Source organism: Polynucleobacter sp. MWH-UH23A (assembly GCF_040409805.1).
Lineage (GTDB): Bacteria > Pseudomonadota > Gammaproteobacteria > Burkholderiales > Burkholderiaceae > Polynucleobacter.
Window position 1 is genome coordinate 1,028,913 of record NZ_CP099572.1, and the last position, 17,156, is coordinate 1,046,068.

Consider the following 17,156-nt stretch of genomic DNA (forward strand, 5'->3'; position numbering starts at 1 on the left):
AGACCCCTTTCAAATAATTGAATTAGTTTAGCTTGCTTAATTCTTCAAAGCTAATGGCTTTTTCATTTACCTTAGCAAGTGATGTGAAATGCTTAATCACATTGTCCTCAAGTACTAAATTTTCGATATCTTTTAGGCGGCTTGGGTTGCTGTAGAACCAACGCACCACTTCTTTGGGATCTTCGTAGGTGGCAGCCTGCTCATCGATTTCAGCCTTAATTTGGTCTGCAGTCGCTGCCAAATTGTTTTGCTTTACCAAATCACCCAAGATCAATCCGAGACGAACACGCTTTAGGGCTTGCTCAGCAAAGATCTCCGGAGGAATTGGCGCATCTTTTGCATTTGGAACGCCACGCTGTATCAAATCTTGACGAGCACCCTCTACTAGACGCTCTTGCTCGGAAGACACCAAAGATTTTGGTACATCTAACTCACATAATTCGTTGAGCTTATCCATTACATCATTCTTTAATAATGAAGTAATGCGACGTTTTACTTCGCGATCTAAATTCTGTTTCACTTCTTCACGCATCTTTGCTACGCCACCTTCAGTCACGCCTAATGAAAGCGCGAATGCATCATCAACTGCTGGCAAATGTGCCCAATTAACAGATTTAACGGTTATAGTGAACTCGGCTGTTTTGCCTGCAACATCTTTGCCGTGGTAGTCAGCCGGAAAGCTAAGTGGGAATGACTTGCTCTCGCCAGCCTTTAGGCCCAAAGTAGCCGCTTCAAACTCTGGAAGCATGCGACCTTCACCCAACACATATTCAAAGTTCTCTGCTTTACCGCCAGCAAATTCAATGCCATCGATCTTGCCAACAAAGTCAATCACTACTTGGTCGCCATTTTGAGCAGCAGTATTAGAGCCGCCATCACCATGGGGACCAGCCTCACCGCGTGGGTGATAGTGAACCTGCTGCTTACGCAAAACATCTAATGCGCGATCAATCTCAGCATCACCAATTTCAGTTGTGTACTTAGTTACTTCCGCTTTGCTAAAGTCACCAATCTTTACTTCAGGCAAAACTTCAAAAAATGCATCGAACACAATAGTGTCTGCATCTAATTCGCTTTTAGGCTCAAGACGAGGCTGGCCAGCTAAAGCAATACCTTCTTTTTTGCTGTGCTCAAAAAAGAGTTCAGATGCTTTATCAAATTGAAGTTCAAAATCGACTTGCATGCCGTACTGTTTTTCCACCATGCTCTTAGGAACTTTGCCTGGACGAAAGCCGGCCATTTTCATGGTCTTACCCACTTTAGCCAAACGCGCTTCGCGCGCTTTCGCTAAATCAGCGCGAGCAAACTCCAAAGTCATTTTGCGGTCTAAGGAACCTAAATTTTCTATCTGCACAGCCATACTCGTCTCTTAATTGAAGATCTGGAAATATGAAGTCCAAGCCAAGTAGTAATCTTGTGGTGCGAGGAGGGGGACTCGAACCCCCACACCATTTCTGGCGTCAGGACCTAAACCTGGTGCGTCTACCAATTTCGCCATCCTCGCGAATTCCGCAAACACTACCAAGCTCAAACTTCACTCTAAAGACCGTAATTCTACAATGTTTAGGGTTTTAGAGCCTGTTTTAGACCTTATAGAGCAAAGCGACTGCATGCACTGCAATTCCCTCTCCCCGCCCTAAATGGCCTAGAGATTCGTTGGTTTTGGCTTTGAGGTTGATATGACTGGGGGTTACAGCTAAATCAGAGGCAATATTTCGAACCATTTCAGGCAAATATCCCGCCAACTTAGGTTTCTGGCAAATGATGGTGGCATCAACGTTGCCCACATGGTATCCGGCTGCCTGAACCTTCTGCAAGGCAGCCCTTAATAGGATTCGACTATCCATATCCTTAAATTGAGGGTCATCATCTGGAAATAGTTGGCCAATGTCATTGAGGCCTGCGGCACCCAACAAAGCATCTGTTAAAGCATGCAATAAAGCATCCGCATCAGAATGACCTAATAAACCCTTTTCATAAGGAATATGTACGCCGCCCAAGATTAACTTACGATCGGAAACCAATGCATGGATGTCGTAGCCTTGGCCAATTCGAAATTGCGGAATGTGAATATTTGATTGAGTCATATTAAATAGACTAGCCCAGTAAGAGTTGCATGAGCTCCCAATCTGCTGGATGCGTCACTTTAAAGTTTCGAGTTGCACCTTCAATAAGCAAAGGCTTTTCTCCTGCCAATTCCATAGCACTCGCTTCATCTGTTACATCAGACTCTTGCCTAATTGCCTCTTCCAATGCGGCATGCAGCTTTTTTATACCAAACATTTGTGGAGTCTGAGCTTGCCAAAGATGTTCGCGAGGAATTGTTTTAACCGAATGCGGAAAGTTTCCGGCAATAGCTAAATTGAGATCAGCCTGCTTCAATGTATCAGCTAAAGGTATAGCCAACAAACCACCCGAGTCAGATCTTTGAACAGTCTGTATCAGCTTATCGATTAAGGCAGGCGTAATACCTGGCCTTGCTGCGTCATGTACTAATACCCAATCATCGGCATCAACCCCCGAACTCATTAAGGCTGCTAATGTATTTCGTACTGTTTCTTGTCTAGTGGGTCCGCCTGTCGGCAAGAAATGAATAGGCTTACCCAAGTTAGAAAAATCTTTCAAGATTGGGTGATCGATAAAGCCCGGTGAGACACCTACCCAAATAGATTCAATCTGAGGTGACTGAACAAATGCATTTAATGCATATGCAAGCATTGGCTTACCAGCCAACCGCTGGAATTGTTTTGGCAACTCACCACCTAATCGAGAGCCAGTGCCTGCCGTTGGCAATACTGCGTGACAGCGTTTAGCTTGGTTAGCGACTTGGTTTCCAGGGCTCATACCTGATTCTATAATGAGCGCAGATGTCTGATGCATTAAATCTAGCACCCCCCATACCTGCTCCGCGGGCTGGGCAGCGCTTTACCTTTTCGGGGCTAATTGGCTCCGCAGATGCCGCCTTACTGGCGCAATCAGCAATTCGCTATCGCAATGACTTCTCCGTCATGGTCGTTTTTTGCGCCCAAGCTCAGGAGGCGCAAAGACTGGCAGAAGAAATACCTGCATTTGCCCCCCAGCTAAAAGTTCGCCTTTTGCCTGACTGGGAGATTCTTCCTTACGATCATTTTTCTCCACACCAGGATTTAGTGTCTGAGCGTTTGGCAACCTTATACGAACTTCTAAATGGTAGTTGCGACATTGTTTTGGTGCCAGTAACTACAGTTTTGCAACGCTTGGGCCCACCGCAATTTCTATCTGGCTATACTTTCTTTTTCAGACAAAACGATAAGCTCAATGAAGCCGCACTCAAACTGCAATTACAACAGGCAGGTTATGACCCTGTTAGCGCAGTCATGCGACCTGGCGAATACAGTATTCGTGGTGGTTTGATTGATTTATATCCCATGGGCTCAAGCCTTCCATATCGACTAGATTTATTTGGCGATGAAATAGAACAAATCAGAGCATTTGATCCTGATACACAACGAAGTCTCTACCCCGTTAAAGAAGTCCGCATTCTTCCAGGTCACGAGTTTCCGTTTGATGATGAAGCGCGCACAGCCTTTAGAGGTCGCTGGAGGGAGGTTTTTGAGGGAGATCCTACCCGTTGCTCAATTTATAAGGATGCAAATCTCGGCATTCCCAGTGCGGGCATTGAGTCTTATCTACCTCTCTTCTTTGACGAACAATCGTCTTTATTTGACTACTTTCCCAGATCCGGCGACCCTGTATGGCTAGTAAATATTGGCGATATAGAGCAATCAATACGAAACTTTTGGAAAGATACTCAGTCACGCTATGAATTTTTAAAACATGATCTTGATCGGCCGATTCTTCCACCAATTCAATTATTTTTAGATGTTGATGAATTCTTTTCTAATGCAAAACCTTATGCGCGCTTAGCTCTAGCAAATGAATCTGATAACAATCAAGACACTAGTACTTTTCGGGCAGTACCCGATGTTGCGGTACACAGACGTGATGTAGACCCAATATCGCGTTTACGCAATATCGTCTCTCAAGAAAAATTACGGGTTCTGATTTGTAGTGATAGCGCGGGTCGAAAAGAATCCATAAGACAACTTTTAGATGAAAGCAATGGTGTCGCTGGACAAGACGGTAAAACACTTTACCCTCTTCAGCCTGAGGGATTCGATAGCATTGCCGAATTTATTAAGAGCGATTCGCTCTTTGGCCTAGTAACAGCCCCACTTTTTAATGGATTTCTATGGGTCTCAGAGAACTTACTGGTCCTAACTGAGGCTGAATTATTTACCTCTACAGCCAGACAGAGGCGCAAGGGCAAAGGTGGTGAAACCGCAGATCCTGATATGTTGTTTAAGGATTTGTCTGAGCTAAAAATTGGAGACCCCGTCGTTCATTCCGAACATGGCATAGGACGTTATCAAGGCTTGGTTCTTCTGAACTTAGCAGCACCAAAAGAAGCACCAATTTTTGAGGAATTCCTTCATCTGCAATATGCAGGCGATGCCACGCTGTATGTGCCTGTTCAACAACTACAAATGGTTACTCGCTATGCGGGATCAGATCCGGAATCCGCGCCATTGCACCAGCTTGGCTCAGGTCAATGGGATAAAGCGAAACGCAAAGCCGCCCAACAAATTCGTGATACAGCCGCAGAGTTACTTGGGCTTTATGCAGCTCGTGCAATTCGTAAAGGCCATGCCTTCGAATTCTCCGCCCATGACTATGCAGCCTTTGCCGAAAGTTTTGGTTTTGAAGAAACGCCTGATCAAGCTAATGCTATTGCTGCAGTTATTGGCGACATGACAAGCGGCACGCCAATGGACCGCTTGGTTTGTGGTGACGTAGGCTTTGGTAAAACGGAAGTTGCTTTACGTGCAAGCTTTGTAGCTGTGATGGGTGGAAAACAAGTAGCTATCCTTGCTCCAACCACACTACTTGCCGAGCAACATGTAGCCACATGGAAAGATCGATTTGCCGACTGGCCAGTCAAAATTGTTGAGCTCTCACGATTTAAAACTAGCAAAGAAATTAATTCGGCTTTAGAGGCGATTGCCAAAGGTGAAGCAGACATCATTATCGGCACTCACAAATTGCTGTCCAAAGAAACGCAATTTGCAAATTTAGGCCTTGTCATTGTTGATGAAGAGCATCGCTTTGGTGTGCGACAAAAAGATGCTTTAAAAGCTTTACGAGCAGAGGTAGACATTCTCACCCTTACGGCAACGCCTATTCCAAGAACCTTGGGAATGGCGATGGAGGGCTTACGTGAGTTTTCCATTATCGCAACAGCTCCGCAAAAGCGATTAGCGATCAAAACATTTGTGAGGCGTGAAGGTGACGGCGTGATTCGCGAGGCAGTTCTTCGTGAAATCAAGCGCGGCGGCCAAGTCTATTTCTTGCATAACGAAGTAGAGACGATTGAAAATCGAAGACATGCTTTGCAAGAACTCATTCCAGAAGCTCGGATCAGCGTAGCACATGGACAAATGAATGAACGAGAGCTAGAGGCTGTCATGCGTGAGTTTGTTACGCAGCGCACAAACATATTGCTGTGTACAACCATCATTGAAACCGGTATTGATGTTCCAACAGCAAACACTATCATCATGCACCGTGCTGATAAATTTGGTTTAGCCCAACTTCATCAATTGCGAGGACGCGTCGGCCGGTCGCACCATCAGGCCTACGCCTACCTTCTCGTTCCTGACCCTGAGGCCCTCAGCAAGCAAGCGCAATTACGCTTAAATGCCATTCAGGCAATGGAGGAGTTGGGCTCAGGATTCTATTTGGCGATGCATGACTTAGAAATTCGGGGTGCTGGGGAGGTGCTCGGTGATAAACAATCTGGGGAGATTCATGAAATTGGATTTCAACTCTACACAGAGATGCTCAACCGAGCCGTTAAATCCCTACGAAGTGGCAAAGAACCTGATTTGTTGGCACCACTACAAGCAACAACTGATGTGAACTTGGGTGTACCAGCCCTGCTGCCTGATGATTATTGCCCGGATGTGCACGAGCGACTTTCTTTGTACAAGCGTTTTGCCAATTGCAATGATTTCTCTGAGTTAATGGGTTTGCGCGAAGAACTCGTTGACCGCTTTGGAGATCTTCCCGACCAAGCAAAGTCGTTTTACGAGACTCATCGTTTACGTCTAGAGATGCAAGGTTTTGGCATTAAGAAAATTGATGCAAGCCCCCTGTCAATTCAGATTCAATTTATCCCCAATCCACCAATTGATTCCCTGAAGATCATTCAGCTCATTCAGTCATCAAAGCATATTCAGTTGAATGGCCAAGATAAGCTCAAAATTACCCCCCAGAAAGAGCGCGAATTTGAGAAATTGGAGCAACGTCTTGAAGCCATCCGGCAGGTTCTTCGTCGCCTGAATGATTCCGCAGTCTTAAGTGCTGCAAAAGTAAGCTAAAAGGCACCCCACTCATCTATTATTTAACTATGGCAGAACATCAAACCCTTGTAGCGCTCTCCAGGGAGCCCATCTCAGAGAAGCTTGTCTTTGAATTAAAGGATCACGCCACTCAATTTGGCACTACCTTACATACTCTTGATGGACAAATTGCTAATGGTGCCTACTACTCAGAACGTTGGGCATGCAGCCAACTTCTCGATGTAATGCAACGAGAGAGTCTGCGCGCGCTCTGCTCTCAATATAAGACCGATATTTGCTTTTTGAATGCAGGTTTAGTCCCTCAGGATATTCAAATCCTAGCCATGGATATGGATTCCACACTAATCAATATTGAGTGCATTGATGAGATTGCGGATTTCACAGGTAAAAAATCAGCAGTTGCACAAATTACCGAAGCTACGATGCGTGGTGAGATTAAAGACTTTAAAGAAAGTCTCAGAAGGCGCGTGGCTTTGCTCGAAGGAATTCATGCGGATGCCCTTGAAGCCGTCTATCGTGAACGCTTACAACCCAATCCTGGTGCAGTTGAGTTATTGGCAGGCGCTCAGCAACGAGGCCTATACACACTTTTGGTATCGGGAGGGTTTACTTTCTTCACCGAGAAGTTACGTGAAAGACTTGGCTTTAAACAAACTCAGGCTAATACTCTTGAAATTATTGACGGAAAGCTTACTGGCAGAGTTCTAGGCGACATTGTCGATGGACTAGCTAAATCTGCTCACCTAGATGATGCCTGTCAACGATTAGGCTGCACCAGAGCAAATGCGATCACGATGGGCGATGGCGCAAATGACCTGATCATGATGAATGGCTCAGGGATTAGTGTCGCCTATCAAGCCAAACCAGTAGTTAAAGAAAAAGCCGACGCGGCTTTTGACCACGTCGGCTTGGATGCTGCTCTACTATTAATTAGCTAAGCTAATTAATGTCTATTGAATTACATGCGCTCAAAAATAGTAGCAATACCTTGACCGCCACCAATACACATTGTTACCAAAGCGTACTTACCTTGAACACGTTGTAACTCATGAATCGCTTTAGTAGCAATCGCCGCACCTGAGCAACCAATTGGGTGACCTAAGGCAATCGCACCACCATTCACGTTGGTCTTAGCAGGATCTAAACCAAGACCTTTTGTTACCGCAAGCGCTTGCGCCGCAAACGCTTCGTTTGATTCAATAACATCGATTTGATCAAGTTTTAAGCCAGCGCGCTCTAGAGCAAGCTTGGTAGCGGGAATTGGGCCTTCACCCATGATGTGATTTGGCACACCAGCAACCGCATAAGAAACTAAGCGAGCGATTGGCTTATGACCAGCCTTCTTCGCCGTCTCAGCATCAGCCAACACAAAGAATGCAGCGCCATCGTTAATACCCGATGCATTACCAGCAGTAACTGAACCGCCCTCCTTTTTAAACACAGCCTTCATTTTGGCAAGCGTTTCCATAGTGGTATCAGGCTTGCAGTGCTCGTCTGTATCAAAAACGATGTCGCCTTTACGAGTCTTAATCGTAATTGGAACGATCTGGGACTTAAAGCGACCCTCTTTAATAGCATTTGCCGCCCGACGATGAGATTCAACAGCCAGAGCATCTTGCTCTTCACGAGTCAACTTCCATTTCTCAACGAGATTTTCTGCTGTTACCCCCATATGGCCAACGCCAAATGGATCGGTTAATACTGCAACCATTAAATCCAACATCTTGGTATCGCCCATACGCGCACCACTGCGCATTGCTGGTGAACCGTACATACCGCGAGACATGACTTCTACGCCACCGCCAACACCGTAATCACAATCACCCAGCATAATTTGCTGAGCTGTTGTCACGATCGCTTGCAAACCAGAGCTGCACAAACGGTTCAAGGCCATTGCAACGGATTCCATTGGCAAACCTGCTTGAATCGCAGCAACACGAGCTACATAAGCATAACGGCTATCTGTTGGGATGGTATTACCAACAGTCACATAATTGATTTTTGCAGGATCAACACCAGAGCGCGCAACCGCCTCTTTCATGACAATTCCACCAAGTTCGGACGGCTCAAAGCTACTGAGAGAACCGTTAAAGCTACCAATTGCGGAACGAACTGCACTTAAGACAACGACATCACGACTCATAACAATCCCCTTACGGTGAAAAAGCCCATCCATTGGGCCTAATTAGTACTAAAACAGCCAAAACATTAGTTTTATTGCATTAGTCAAGTTTCGGCTATTAGGTCATGCCCTTGGGAGCTAATCACCGTTGCACGGATAATTTCACCAGTTCGGTAGCGTTTTGAGGGCTTGCTGGGTGGCAAAACCCTCACTAAACCATCTATTTCAGGGGCATCGCCTATAGTTCGGCCAATTCCGCCAGATTCGTCAACCCTATCAATTAAAACCTGAATGCGCTTGCCTACCTTTTTAGCAAGTCGCTGGATCGAGATTTCCTCAGCCTTAGCCATAAATCGAGCCCTGCGGTCTTCCCGTATTTCATCTGGAACAGGATTATCAAGTTGGTTTGCTAATGCGCCTTCTACAGGTGAATAGGCAAAGCATCCAGCACGATCAATTTGGGCTTCATCCAAAAAATCGAGTAAATACTGAAACTCTTCTTCCGTTTCACCAGGGAAGCCGGCAATAAAGGTGCTACGAATAACTAAGTCAGGGCAAGCCTTGCGCCATGCCAAGATGCGCTCTAGATTTTTTTCACCGCTGGCTGGCCGCTTCATTCGCTTGAGTACCTCTGGATGGGCGTGCTGCAAAGGAATATCCAAATAAGGCAATACTCCATAGCCATGCTCGGAAAATTCAGCCATTAGGGGCAATACATCATCAACATGAGGATATGGGTAAACGTAATGCAATCTTACCCATGCTTGATGTTCACGTGCAATTTGATTTAAGGCATTGACCAAATCAAACATTTTGGTTTTGACTGGTTTGCCATCCCAAAATCCGGTGCGATATTGAATATCCACACCATAGGCGCTTGTATCTTGAGACACAACGAGTAGCTCTTTTACACCGGATTCGAATAAACGCTTTGCCTCTAACAATACCTCGCCGATAGGCCGAGAAACAAGATCTCCGCGCATATTAGGAATAATGCAAAAGGTGCAACGATGATTACAACCTTCAGATATTTTGAGATATGCGTAGTGTTTAGGAGTAAGTTTGACGCCTGCTGGCGGAACAAGATCTGTGAAAGGATCGTGTGGCTTAGGTAAATGCAAGTGAATAGCCTGCATTACTTCATCGGTGGCATGTGGGCCAGTAACTGCCAAAACCTTTGGATGAATGCTTTGAATGAGGTCACTACCATCAGCATTCTTTCTGGCACCAAGACAACCAGTTACGATGACTTTGCCGTTTTCAGCTAAAGCCTCGCCAATTGCCGAGAGACTCTCTTCTACAGCGGAATCAATAAAGCCGCAGGTATTGACCACCACTAGATCAGCGCCAGAATAGTCTTTGGCGGTTTGATAGCCTTCTGCACTTAATTGCGTCAGAATCAGTTCAGAATCAACTAATGCCTTGGGGCAACCCAAGGATACAAAACCAATTTTTCCAGCCACAACTATTCTTTTTCAGATTTATTAGGCTGTTGTGCAAATGGGAAACTACCAAACATGTTCTGTGAGCCCTGCATTTGCTCCTGCATCTTGACAAACAAATCCTTACTTTGCTCCATGTAGCTACCCATGAGATTTTGCATCAACGGATTTTGTAAGTTGAGCATTTGCGCCCAAGCCTCTGGAGTGCTACCTGCGCCAAGACCTTTGGTCTGGTCGCCTAATTTGTTATGGATATCCACAAAAGACTGCATGGTCTTCTCTAAATAATTTCCCATCAGACCTTGCATGGAATTTCCATAAAAACGAATGATTTGAGAAAGCATTTGGGTAGAGAATACCGGCGCACCACCCGCCTCTTCTTCCAAAATAATTTGCAAGAGAATATTGCGTGTTAGATCTTCATCAGTTTTGGCATCAACAACCTTAAAACTTTCATTGGTCATTACCAAGCCCTTGATGTCAGCCAGAGTGACATAAGTACTTGTTTGAGTGTCATAGAGACGACGGTTGGGGTACTTCTTTATCAACCGATCTTCACCGGCTTTTTTGGAACGGGTAGCCATTATTTTCCTTACTGATTACTGCAACGCAACATCGACATAGTTTAGCCTTAGTTTGAACAAAAGGTAACAAGCCGAGTTGCGATCCTTCTATACCGCTAATTTGGCTAAATTAGCCCGTATGGATACCACCATTTAGCGAGAAGTCAGCGCCAGTTGCATAGCCACCATCATCCGAGGCAATCCAGCAGCAGATAGATGCGATCTCCTCTGGAGTACCCAAACGCTTCACTGGGATGCCAGAAACAATCTTTTCTAAAACGTCCTCACGGATGGCTTTAACCATATCGGTTCCAATGTAACCAGGAGAAACGGTATTCACAGTTACGCCCTTGGTTGCTACCTCTTGAGCCAAAGCCATAGTAAATCCATGCAAACCCGCTTTAGCAGTGGAATAGTTACATTGACCAAACTGACCTTTTTGACCGTTTACAGAAGAAATATTGATAATGCGGCCCCAGTTGTTATCAACCATGCCATCAATTACTTGCTTAGTAACATTGAATAAGGAATTAAGGTTGGTATCAATCACAGCCTTCCATGCATCTGGGGTCATCTTGCGAAATACGCTGTCACGAGTAATGCCAGCGTTATTAACCAATACGTCTACACGACCTACTTCGGCTTTTACCTTATCGAAAGCAGCTACCGTGCTATCCCAGTCAGATACGTTGCCTTCAGAGGCAATGAAATCAAAGCCAAGGGCTTTTTGCTCTGCTAGCCAGCGATCTTTACGTGGTGAATTTGGTCCGCAACCTGCAATTACCTTAAAACCATCTTTTGCTAGACGTTGGCAGATAGCGGTACCAATACCACCCATACCACCAGTTACATATGCGACTTTTTGAGACATCACTTTCCCCTTTAAAAAACCTTCGTTAAATGTGTGTGTTGAATTCTCTATTTAGAAATTTTTTCTTTGACGTAAACGCCAGGCGCAGCTTCTTTCTTTTTATACTTTTCATTACCGTATGTATTGCTAGCAGGTTTACGCGAGCCAGCATGCTGCTCAAGCCATTCTGTGTAATTGGGCCACCAGCTACCAGGAATTTGCTTTGCTCCCTCTAGCCACTCATGGGCTGTTGGAGTAATTGCATTGTTTTCGAACCAGTAGCGCTTGTTTTTCGCAGGTGGATTAATTACTCCTGCTATGTGTCCTGAAGCCCCTAAAACAAAGCGATTCTTGCCTTTAAGAATATGGGTGGACTCATAAGCAGATTGCCACGGTACGATGTGGTCTTCCTGTGATGCATACAAATAAGCTGGGCATTTAATCTTGCCAAGGTCGATTTTTTCACCACATATGGTTAGCTTTCCTGGCTTGACCAAATCGTTTTGCAGATATGTATGACGCAAATACCAGCAATACATATTGCCCGGAAGATTCGTAGAGTCGCCATTCCAATAGAGCAAATCAAATGGAGGCGGTGAATTTCCCTTGAGGTAATTCTCAACAACATAGTTCCAAACTAGATCGTTGGGACGCAGGAAGGAAAATGTGTTGCCTAAATCCAGGCCTGACATCATGCCGTAATTGCCAGCCTTGCAGCCAATAGTATTTTCACGCAACTCCACCATGGCTTCATCGATGAAGACATCCAAAATACCAGTATTGGTGAAGTCCAACAAAGTTGTAAATAAGGTTAAGCTTGCTGCGGGATGCCGGTCTTTAGCAGCCAAAACAGCTATAGCTGATGTTGTTAGGGTGCCGCCAACACAGAAGCCCAGGATATTAATTTGCTTAGACTCGCTGATTTCTTGAACGACATCAATTGCCTTGATCACACCCTTGCCTACGTAATCATCCCAGCTTACTTCTGCCATCGAGGCATCTGGGTTCTTCCAAGAAACCAAGAAAACCGTGTGTCCCTGAGAAACCATATGACGCACGACTGAGTTGTCCGGTTGAAGGTCGAGGATGTAATACTTATTGATACATGGTGGAACCATTAAATAGGGACGTTCAAATACCGTCTCCGTTAATGGGCTATATTGAATTAACTCAAATAATTCGTTTCGAAAAACAACAAAGCCCTCAGTGGTCGCAATATTTTTACCAACCTCAAAAGCGCTCTCATCAGTAATAGAGACCTTACCTTTTTTCATATCGCCAAGTAAATTGACGATACCTTTTTGAATAGATTGTCCTTGGGTGCTAATAATGTTCTCCAGCACCTCAGGATTGGTAGCAATGAAATTAGATGGTGAAAGCGCATCAATCATTTGCTCGGTAGTAAACAAAATCTTCTGGCGCGTTTTCTCATCCGTCTCAACCGCTTTAGCCAAAGACATTAAATGTTTTGAATTCAGAAGATAAGTGGCGGCAATCACTTTGCTCCAAGACGAATGCCATGCCTTACCAGCAAAACGACGATCCTTTACTTCAATCGCCTCAGGATTGGTAGCAATATGCGCTAATTCCGCAAAATATTCCTTTTGAATTTCTGCTAAGCGATCTTGGGGGATCAATGCCATATGGTGCGGTGCCAAAGATGGCGTCGCACCTGTATTCATGCCTGCAAACATAGTCTTCTCTTCTAATAGTTAAGAGCATTCTCCACCCGTAAGTGCAATTGAGTTATACGCAATAACCCTAGAAATGGGGTGAAGCTAGTAATAACCCTCAGTGCAAGGCGGAATGATTGAAGCTTAATCAGTCTATTTAGCGGACTACTTTTATTGAGATTTCCAAATGAGACTCGCGAATCTCCCGGTCAACCCATCACGTCTATATGAAAAAAATTGATCTTTTTGATTTACGGTGCAAAAGTCACCCCCGTAGATTTGATTTAGACCAACTGATTCGAGGCGACTGCGTGCCAATAAATACAAATTAGCTAAATATTTGCCAGGTTTGTTTGGTATAGCAACAAAGGATTGGTTAGGAAAAATAATTTTGGCATCTTGGTAAGCCTTAAGCACATCAGCACCAACTTCAAAAGCCGTGGGACCTATGGCAGGCCCCAACCAGGCTAGGATATTCTTGGAAGAGTTGTCTCCAAACAAGGCTCGCATCTCTCTGACGGTATTTTCCAGTACACCATTACATAAACCACGCCATCCTGCATGTGCAGCGCCAATAACATCACCTGACTCAGTGGCAAATAAGACGGGTAAGCAATCAGCGGTCATGATTGCTAAAACTTCATTTGACTTATTTGTCACAATTGCATCTGCCTCATGAGCCCGAGCATCTGGGGTACTTACTTTTACGCCATGAACTTGGTTCAACCAAATGGGATCATTTGGCAAAAAATTGCTTAATAGCGCTCTATTAGCAAGAACGCATTTTGGGTCATCACCAACATGATCACCTAAATTGAGGTATTGGAAAGGAGGTTGACTAATGCCACCCTCTCTGGTGGTAATTACTGACTTTACCTTGAGGGGCACCGGCCATTCAGGATTCAGCAGCTTAAGTGCTGATACATAGTTATTCATTAGACGTTTGCCCTTGATCAATTGCAGCTAATACACTCTGCTCTTGTGGCAAATCATCAATTGACATACCAAGACTCGGAAGCAAATTGATTAAATCATTTGGGGGAGCCTTAAGCCAACTTATCAACTCATGAGTGTGAGGGTGCTGCAAACTAAGCGCAAATGCATGCAGCGCTTGTCGAGTAAAAGACAAAGATTGAGCTACCCCAGGTATTTTCTTGCGATAAACAGGATCGCCCAATAAAGGAAATCCCAACGACTCTAGGTGAACACGAATTTGATGTGTACGCCCAGTTTCAAGGCGACACTCAAGCAATGAAACTGCATAGCCCTGGAACTTTCCCTTCGCCAGCCTGCGATACACAGTTGCCGCTGGCTTGCCTTGGGGGGTACCCGCAGACATCTTAAGGCGATCACGCTGATCACGCCCTACCGATGCAAGCACCTTCCCTTGGGCAGGAGTGTCACCCCAAACCCATGCTAAATATCGGCGCCCTACCGTTCTATCTTGTAATTGTCTAACTAATGCGGTCTGAGCCTGAGATGTGCGTGCAACTACCATCAGCCCAGAAGTATCTTTATCCAAGCGATGGACAATACCTGCGCGCGGCAATGACTTTAGTTCTGGGAATTTAAATAGCAAGCCATTTAGTAAAGTTCCCGACCAATTACCAGCTGCAGGGTGAACAACTAAACCGGGTGGCTTATTAATCACAATAATGGAGTCGTCCTCATAAACCATGTCAAGAGGAATGTCTTGGGGGTTAAATGCATGTTGCTCTGGCATCTCCTGAGGAAATACCTTAATACTCTCGCCACCCCGTAATAAATAGCGAGCCTTTGTTACCTTGCCGTCCACCATAACGGCGCCTGCTTCAACCCATGTTTTGAGGCGATTACGGGAATAATCAGGCAAAGATACCGCCAGCGCCTTATCCAGACGTTCACCAGCCATCTCCATAGGCATTTCCAGGGAGATGAAATCCTCTTCATCGATATAATCAACAGGATTCGAATCAGGAGTTTGCGGCAATGCCACGCTTAAAGAGCCTTTCAATTATGTCCGGAGCAATATCAGACGCCAGTTTAAGGCTTGCTGGATCTTTTGCCCCACAAAAACAAAGCCCTCGATTTAGCTTGGTTTCTATTGCACTACTAACCATAGTAGTTTGCAGCCTTTTTCTTTTGGGGGGTTGTGCTGGTAGCGATGGTCAAAAAGACGATACAGATATCTGGTCGGAGTCTAAGCTGTATTCAGAAGCCACCGATAAACTCAATGATGGGGATTTTGCTAAGTGCGGAAAATACTTTGACAAACTCGAGGCACGCTTCCCATTTGGTCCTTATTCTCAGCAAGCACAAATTAATGCAGCCTACTGCTATTGGAAGGCCCAAGAACAAACGCAAGCCCTAGTTGCAATTGATCGCTTTATTAAACTCCATCAGGGTAGCCCAACCCTAGACTACGCTTATTACCTGAAAGGTTTGATTACTTTCAACGATGACTTAGGCTGGCTTGGTAAATTTACGGGCCAGGATTTAAGCGAGCGCGATCCCAAAGCAGCTAAGGAAGCATTTGAGTCCTTTAAAACTGTTGTTGAGCGTTTTCCAAATAGTAAATACACGCCTGACTCTTTGGATCGGATGCGTTACATTGTTAACTCGCTTGCCGAAGCTGATGTCATCGTAGCCCGCTTCTACTACCAACGCGGTGCTTATCTAGCTGCTGCAAACAGGGCCCAACTGGTTATCAAGGATTACGACCGGGCTCCAGCGGTTGAGGAGGCTTTATATATTCTCACCAAATCATATGAGAAATTGGGGCTTACCCAGCTGAGCAATGACACATTGCGAGTGTTCAAATTAAACTTCCCCGATAGTCAGATGATGGAAACCGGTCAACGAGTTCAAAAAGAGCGTCGCTGGTGGCAAATCTGGAATAAATAAAGCAACGCAATAGATTTATAAGCTTGAAATAAAAATCCTCTCAACAGAGGATTTTTTATTTCAGCACCTTGATTGACTCGTTATAAGGAAAAATAGTTATTTGATTGCAACAGGTACTCTTGGAGCTACAGCACAAAGCAACTCATAACCGATCGTGTCACTCATTCTCGCCACTTCGTCTACTGGAACCTTGCCACCCCACAACTCAACTATGCTGCCAATCTTGGCATGAGGTGCATTTCGTAAATCAATAGTTAACATGTCCATAGATACCCGTCCAACAAGAGGACAAATAAGGCCATCGCTAGACTCAGCAGAATTTCCTACCCATACGGGCGTACCGTCTTTTGCGTGTCGCGGATAACCATCAGCATAGCCGCAGGCAATAATTCCGATACGCATATCTTCGGGCGCGCAGAAACGTCCTCCATATCCAATGCGATCACCCTTTCGAAGATCCTGAATATCAATAATTTCACTGCGTAGCTGCATTACTGGTTTCAGATGTGCATGCTCAATATCTGCATACAAACCGGTTGGAGAGGCACCATAGAGCATGATTCCGGGGCGAACCCAGTCTCCTAGAGCATTGCGGTGCCATAAGATCGCAGCCGAGTTGGCTAAAGAGATTGAGCCCTCTAGGCCTTGTATAGTCTGATTAAATAATTCAAGCTGGCTGCCAACAGTTGGTTCTTGATTTACCTGATCGGCATTTGCGAAGTGCGTCATATGATGCATTCGGTAACCCGCTGCATGTAGTTGGTGAAATACTGTTCTATAGGCTTCAGGCTTAAATCCCAAGCGATTCATACCTGTATTCATCTTCAAAAAAACATTAATGGGCTTGTGGACTTTGTCGGCATATCGCTCTAACCAGCCCACTTGTGCGTCGCAATGAACTACTAGGTCACAATGTAACTCTTGCGCAAGATCCAATTCGTTCTCATGAAAAAGCCCCTCTAAGAGCAAAATGCGGCCCTGCCAGTCATGCTCCCTGAGCCAAACGGCATCCTGAATATCCAAAAGCGCAAAACCATCTGTGGAACCGAGACCCTTTAGTGCGGCATCAAAGGAATGTCCATATGAACGAGCCTTAATAACCGCCCAAATCTTGGACTCTGGCGCAAGTTCACGTACTCGGTTTAAATTATGCGCAAAGGCTTGGGTATCAATAGATGCCAAAATTGGTCTATTAATCAAGCCATTAGCTGAAGCACCCAAT

Annotated in this window: 14 protein-coding genes and 1 tRNA gene; 3 read left to right on the plus strand and 12 right to left on the minus strand. The window is 45.1% G+C overall.

All coding sequences use genetic code 11. The features are described from left to right. Nucleotides 1-22 precede the first annotated feature (22 nt). The 4 genes from tig to ispD form a co-directional block, all read right to left on the minus strand. Nucleotides 23-1,360 (minus strand): trigger factor, encoded by a 1,338-nt coding sequence (gene tig, locus NHB35_RS05415; protein ID WP_353433353.1) that lies wholly within the window; start codon nt 1,358-1,360, stop codon nt 23-25. 57 nt (nt 1,361-1,417) lie between these two features. Continuing rightward, a tRNA-Leu gene (locus NHB35_RS05420) sits at nt 1,418-1,504 on the minus strand. Nucleotides 1,505-1,583: 79 nt separating this feature from the next. Then, a complete protein-coding gene (ispF, locus tag NHB35_RS05425; RefSeq protein WP_353433354.1) occupies nt 1,584-2,087 on the minus strand; it encodes a 2-C-methyl-D-erythritol 2,4-cyclodiphosphate synthase in 504 nt (167 codons plus the stop codon). 10 nt (nt 2,088-2,097) lie between these two features. Next, complete coding sequence (gene ispD, locus NHB35_RS05430) at nt 2,098-2,844, minus strand: 2-C-methyl-D-erythritol 4-phosphate cytidylyltransferase (protein ID WP_353433355.1); 747 nt, start codon at nt 2,842-2,844, stop codon at nt 2,098-2,100. Between the two features lie 23 nt (nt 2,845-2,867). Here ispD and mfd point away from each other — a divergent pair, with 23 nt between their 5' ends. Together mfd and serB are read left to right on the plus strand one after the other, a co-directional pair. After that, nucleotides 2,868-6,419 (plus strand): transcription-repair coupling factor, encoded by a 3,552-nt coding sequence (gene mfd, locus NHB35_RS05435; RefSeq protein ID WP_353433356.1) that lies wholly within the window; start codon nt 2,868-2,870, stop codon nt 6,417-6,419. Between the two features lie 29 nt (nt 6,420-6,448). Beyond that, on the plus strand, nt 6,449-7,339 hold the full coding sequence (gene serB / locus NHB35_RS05440) for a phosphoserine phosphatase SerB (RefSeq protein WP_353431381.1): 891 nt from the start codon (nt 6,449-6,451) through the stop codon (nt 7,337-7,339). Between the two features lie 20 nt (nt 7,340-7,359). On the opposite strand, the gene NHB35_RS05445 is transcribed toward serB, so the two are convergent. From NHB35_RS05445 to NHB35_RS05475, 7 genes are all read right to left on the minus strand, one after another. Continuing rightward, the gene (locus NHB35_RS05445; RefSeq protein WP_353431383.1) at nt 7,360-8,544 is read right to left on the minus strand and encodes an acetyl-CoA C-acyltransferase family protein; all 1,185 of its coding nucleotides are present in this window, start codon (nt 8,542-8,544) and stop codon (nt 7,360-7,362) included. An 83-nt stretch (nt 8,545-8,627) separates the two neighbouring features. Continuing rightward, nucleotides 8,628-9,986, minus strand: a complete 1,359-nt coding sequence (rimO, locus tag NHB35_RS05450) for a 30S ribosomal protein S12 methylthiotransferase RimO (protein ID WP_353431384.1) — start codon at nt 9,984-9,986, stop codon at nt 8,628-8,630. Between the two features lie 2 nt (nt 9,987-9,988). Beyond that, nucleotides 9,989-10,549 (minus strand): polyhydroxyalkanoate synthesis repressor PhaR, encoded by a 561-nt coding sequence (gene phaR, locus NHB35_RS05455; RefSeq protein WP_353431385.1) that lies wholly within the window; start codon nt 10,547-10,549, stop codon nt 9,989-9,991. Between the two features lie 109 nt (nt 10,550-10,658). Then, nucleotides 10,659-11,399 carry a 3-ketoacyl-ACP reductase gene (locus NHB35_RS05460; RefSeq protein WP_353431386.1) on the minus strand — a complete coding sequence of 247 codons (741 nt, stop codon included), beginning with the start codon at nt 11,397-11,399 and terminating at the stop codon, nt 10,659-10,661. Between the two features lie 47 nt (nt 11,400-11,446). Then, the gene (phaC, locus tag NHB35_RS05465) at nt 11,447-13,072 is read right to left on the minus strand and encodes a class I poly(R)-hydroxyalkanoic acid synthase (protein WP_353431387.1); all 1,626 of its coding nucleotides are present in this window, start codon (nt 13,070-13,072) and stop codon (nt 11,447-11,449) included. Between the two features lie 150 nt (nt 13,073-13,222). Further along, on the minus strand, nt 13,223-13,987 hold the full coding sequence (gene pgeF, locus NHB35_RS05470) for a peptidoglycan editing factor PgeF (protein ID WP_353431388.1): 765 nt from the start codon (nt 13,985-13,987) through the stop codon (nt 13,223-13,225). Then, nucleotides 13,980-15,026 (minus strand): RluA family pseudouridine synthase, encoded by a 1,047-nt coding sequence (locus NHB35_RS05475; RefSeq protein WP_353431389.1) that lies wholly within the window; start codon nt 15,024-15,026, stop codon nt 13,980-13,982. Before NHB35_RS05475 ends, pgeF begins: the two co-directional genes overlap by 8 nt. A 20-nt stretch (nt 15,027-15,046) precedes the next feature. On the opposite strand from NHB35_RS05475, the gene NHB35_RS05480 reads away from it, so the two are divergent. Further along, nucleotides 15,047-15,934 carry an outer membrane protein assembly factor BamD gene (locus NHB35_RS05480; protein ID WP_353433400.1) on the plus strand — a complete coding sequence of 296 codons (888 nt, stop codon included), beginning with the start codon at nt 15,047-15,049 and terminating at the stop codon, nt 15,932-15,934. 96 nt (nt 15,935-16,030) lie between these two features. On the opposite strand, the gene alr is transcribed toward NHB35_RS05480, so the two are convergent. Beyond that, complete coding sequence (alr, locus tag NHB35_RS05485) at nt 16,031-17,131, minus strand: alanine racemase (protein ID WP_353433401.1); 1,101 nt, start codon at nt 17,129-17,131, stop codon at nt 16,031-16,033. Nucleotides 17,132-17,156 lie beyond the last annotated feature (25 nt).

Coding starts and splice junctions, on each gene's coding strand:
- tig (WP_353433353.1), bottom strand. CDS start 1,360: ATGGCTGTGCAGATAGAAAATTTAGGTTCCTTAGACCGCAAAATGACT.
- ispF (WP_353433354.1), bottom strand. CDS start 2,087: ATGACTCAATCAAATATTCACATTCCGCAATTTCGAATTGGCCAAGGC.
- ispD (WP_353433355.1), bottom strand. CDS start 2,844: ATGAGCCCTGGAAACCAAGTCGCTAACCAAGCTAAACGCTGTCACGCA.
- mfd (WP_353433356.1), top strand. CDS start 2,868: ATGTCTGATGCATTAAATCTAGCACCCCCCATACCTGCTCCGCGGGCT.
- serB (WP_353431381.1), top strand. CDS start 6,449: ATGGCAGAACATCAAACCCTTGTAGCGCTCTCCAGGGAGCCCATCTCA.
- NHB35_RS05445 (WP_353431383.1), bottom strand. CDS start 8,544: ATGAGTCGTGATGTCGTTGTCTTAAGTGCAGTTCGTTCCGCAATTGGT.
- phaR (WP_353431385.1), bottom strand. CDS start 10,549: ATGGCTACCCGTTCCAAAAAAGCCGGTGAAGATCGGTTGATAAAGAAG.
- NHB35_RS05460 (WP_353431386.1), bottom strand. CDS start 11,399: ATGTCTCAAAAAGTCGCATATGTAACTGGTGGTATGGGTGGTATTGGT.
- phaC (WP_353431387.1), bottom strand. CDS start 13,072: ATGTTTGCAGGCATGAATACAGGTGCGACGCCATCTTTGGCACCGCAC.
- pgeF (WP_353431388.1), bottom strand. CDS start 13,987: ATGAATAACTATGTATCAGCACTTAAGCTGCTGAATCCTGAATGGCCG.
- NHB35_RS05480 (WP_353433400.1), top strand. CDS start 15,047: ATGTCCGGAGCAATATCAGACGCCAGTTTAAGGCTTGCTGGATCTTTT.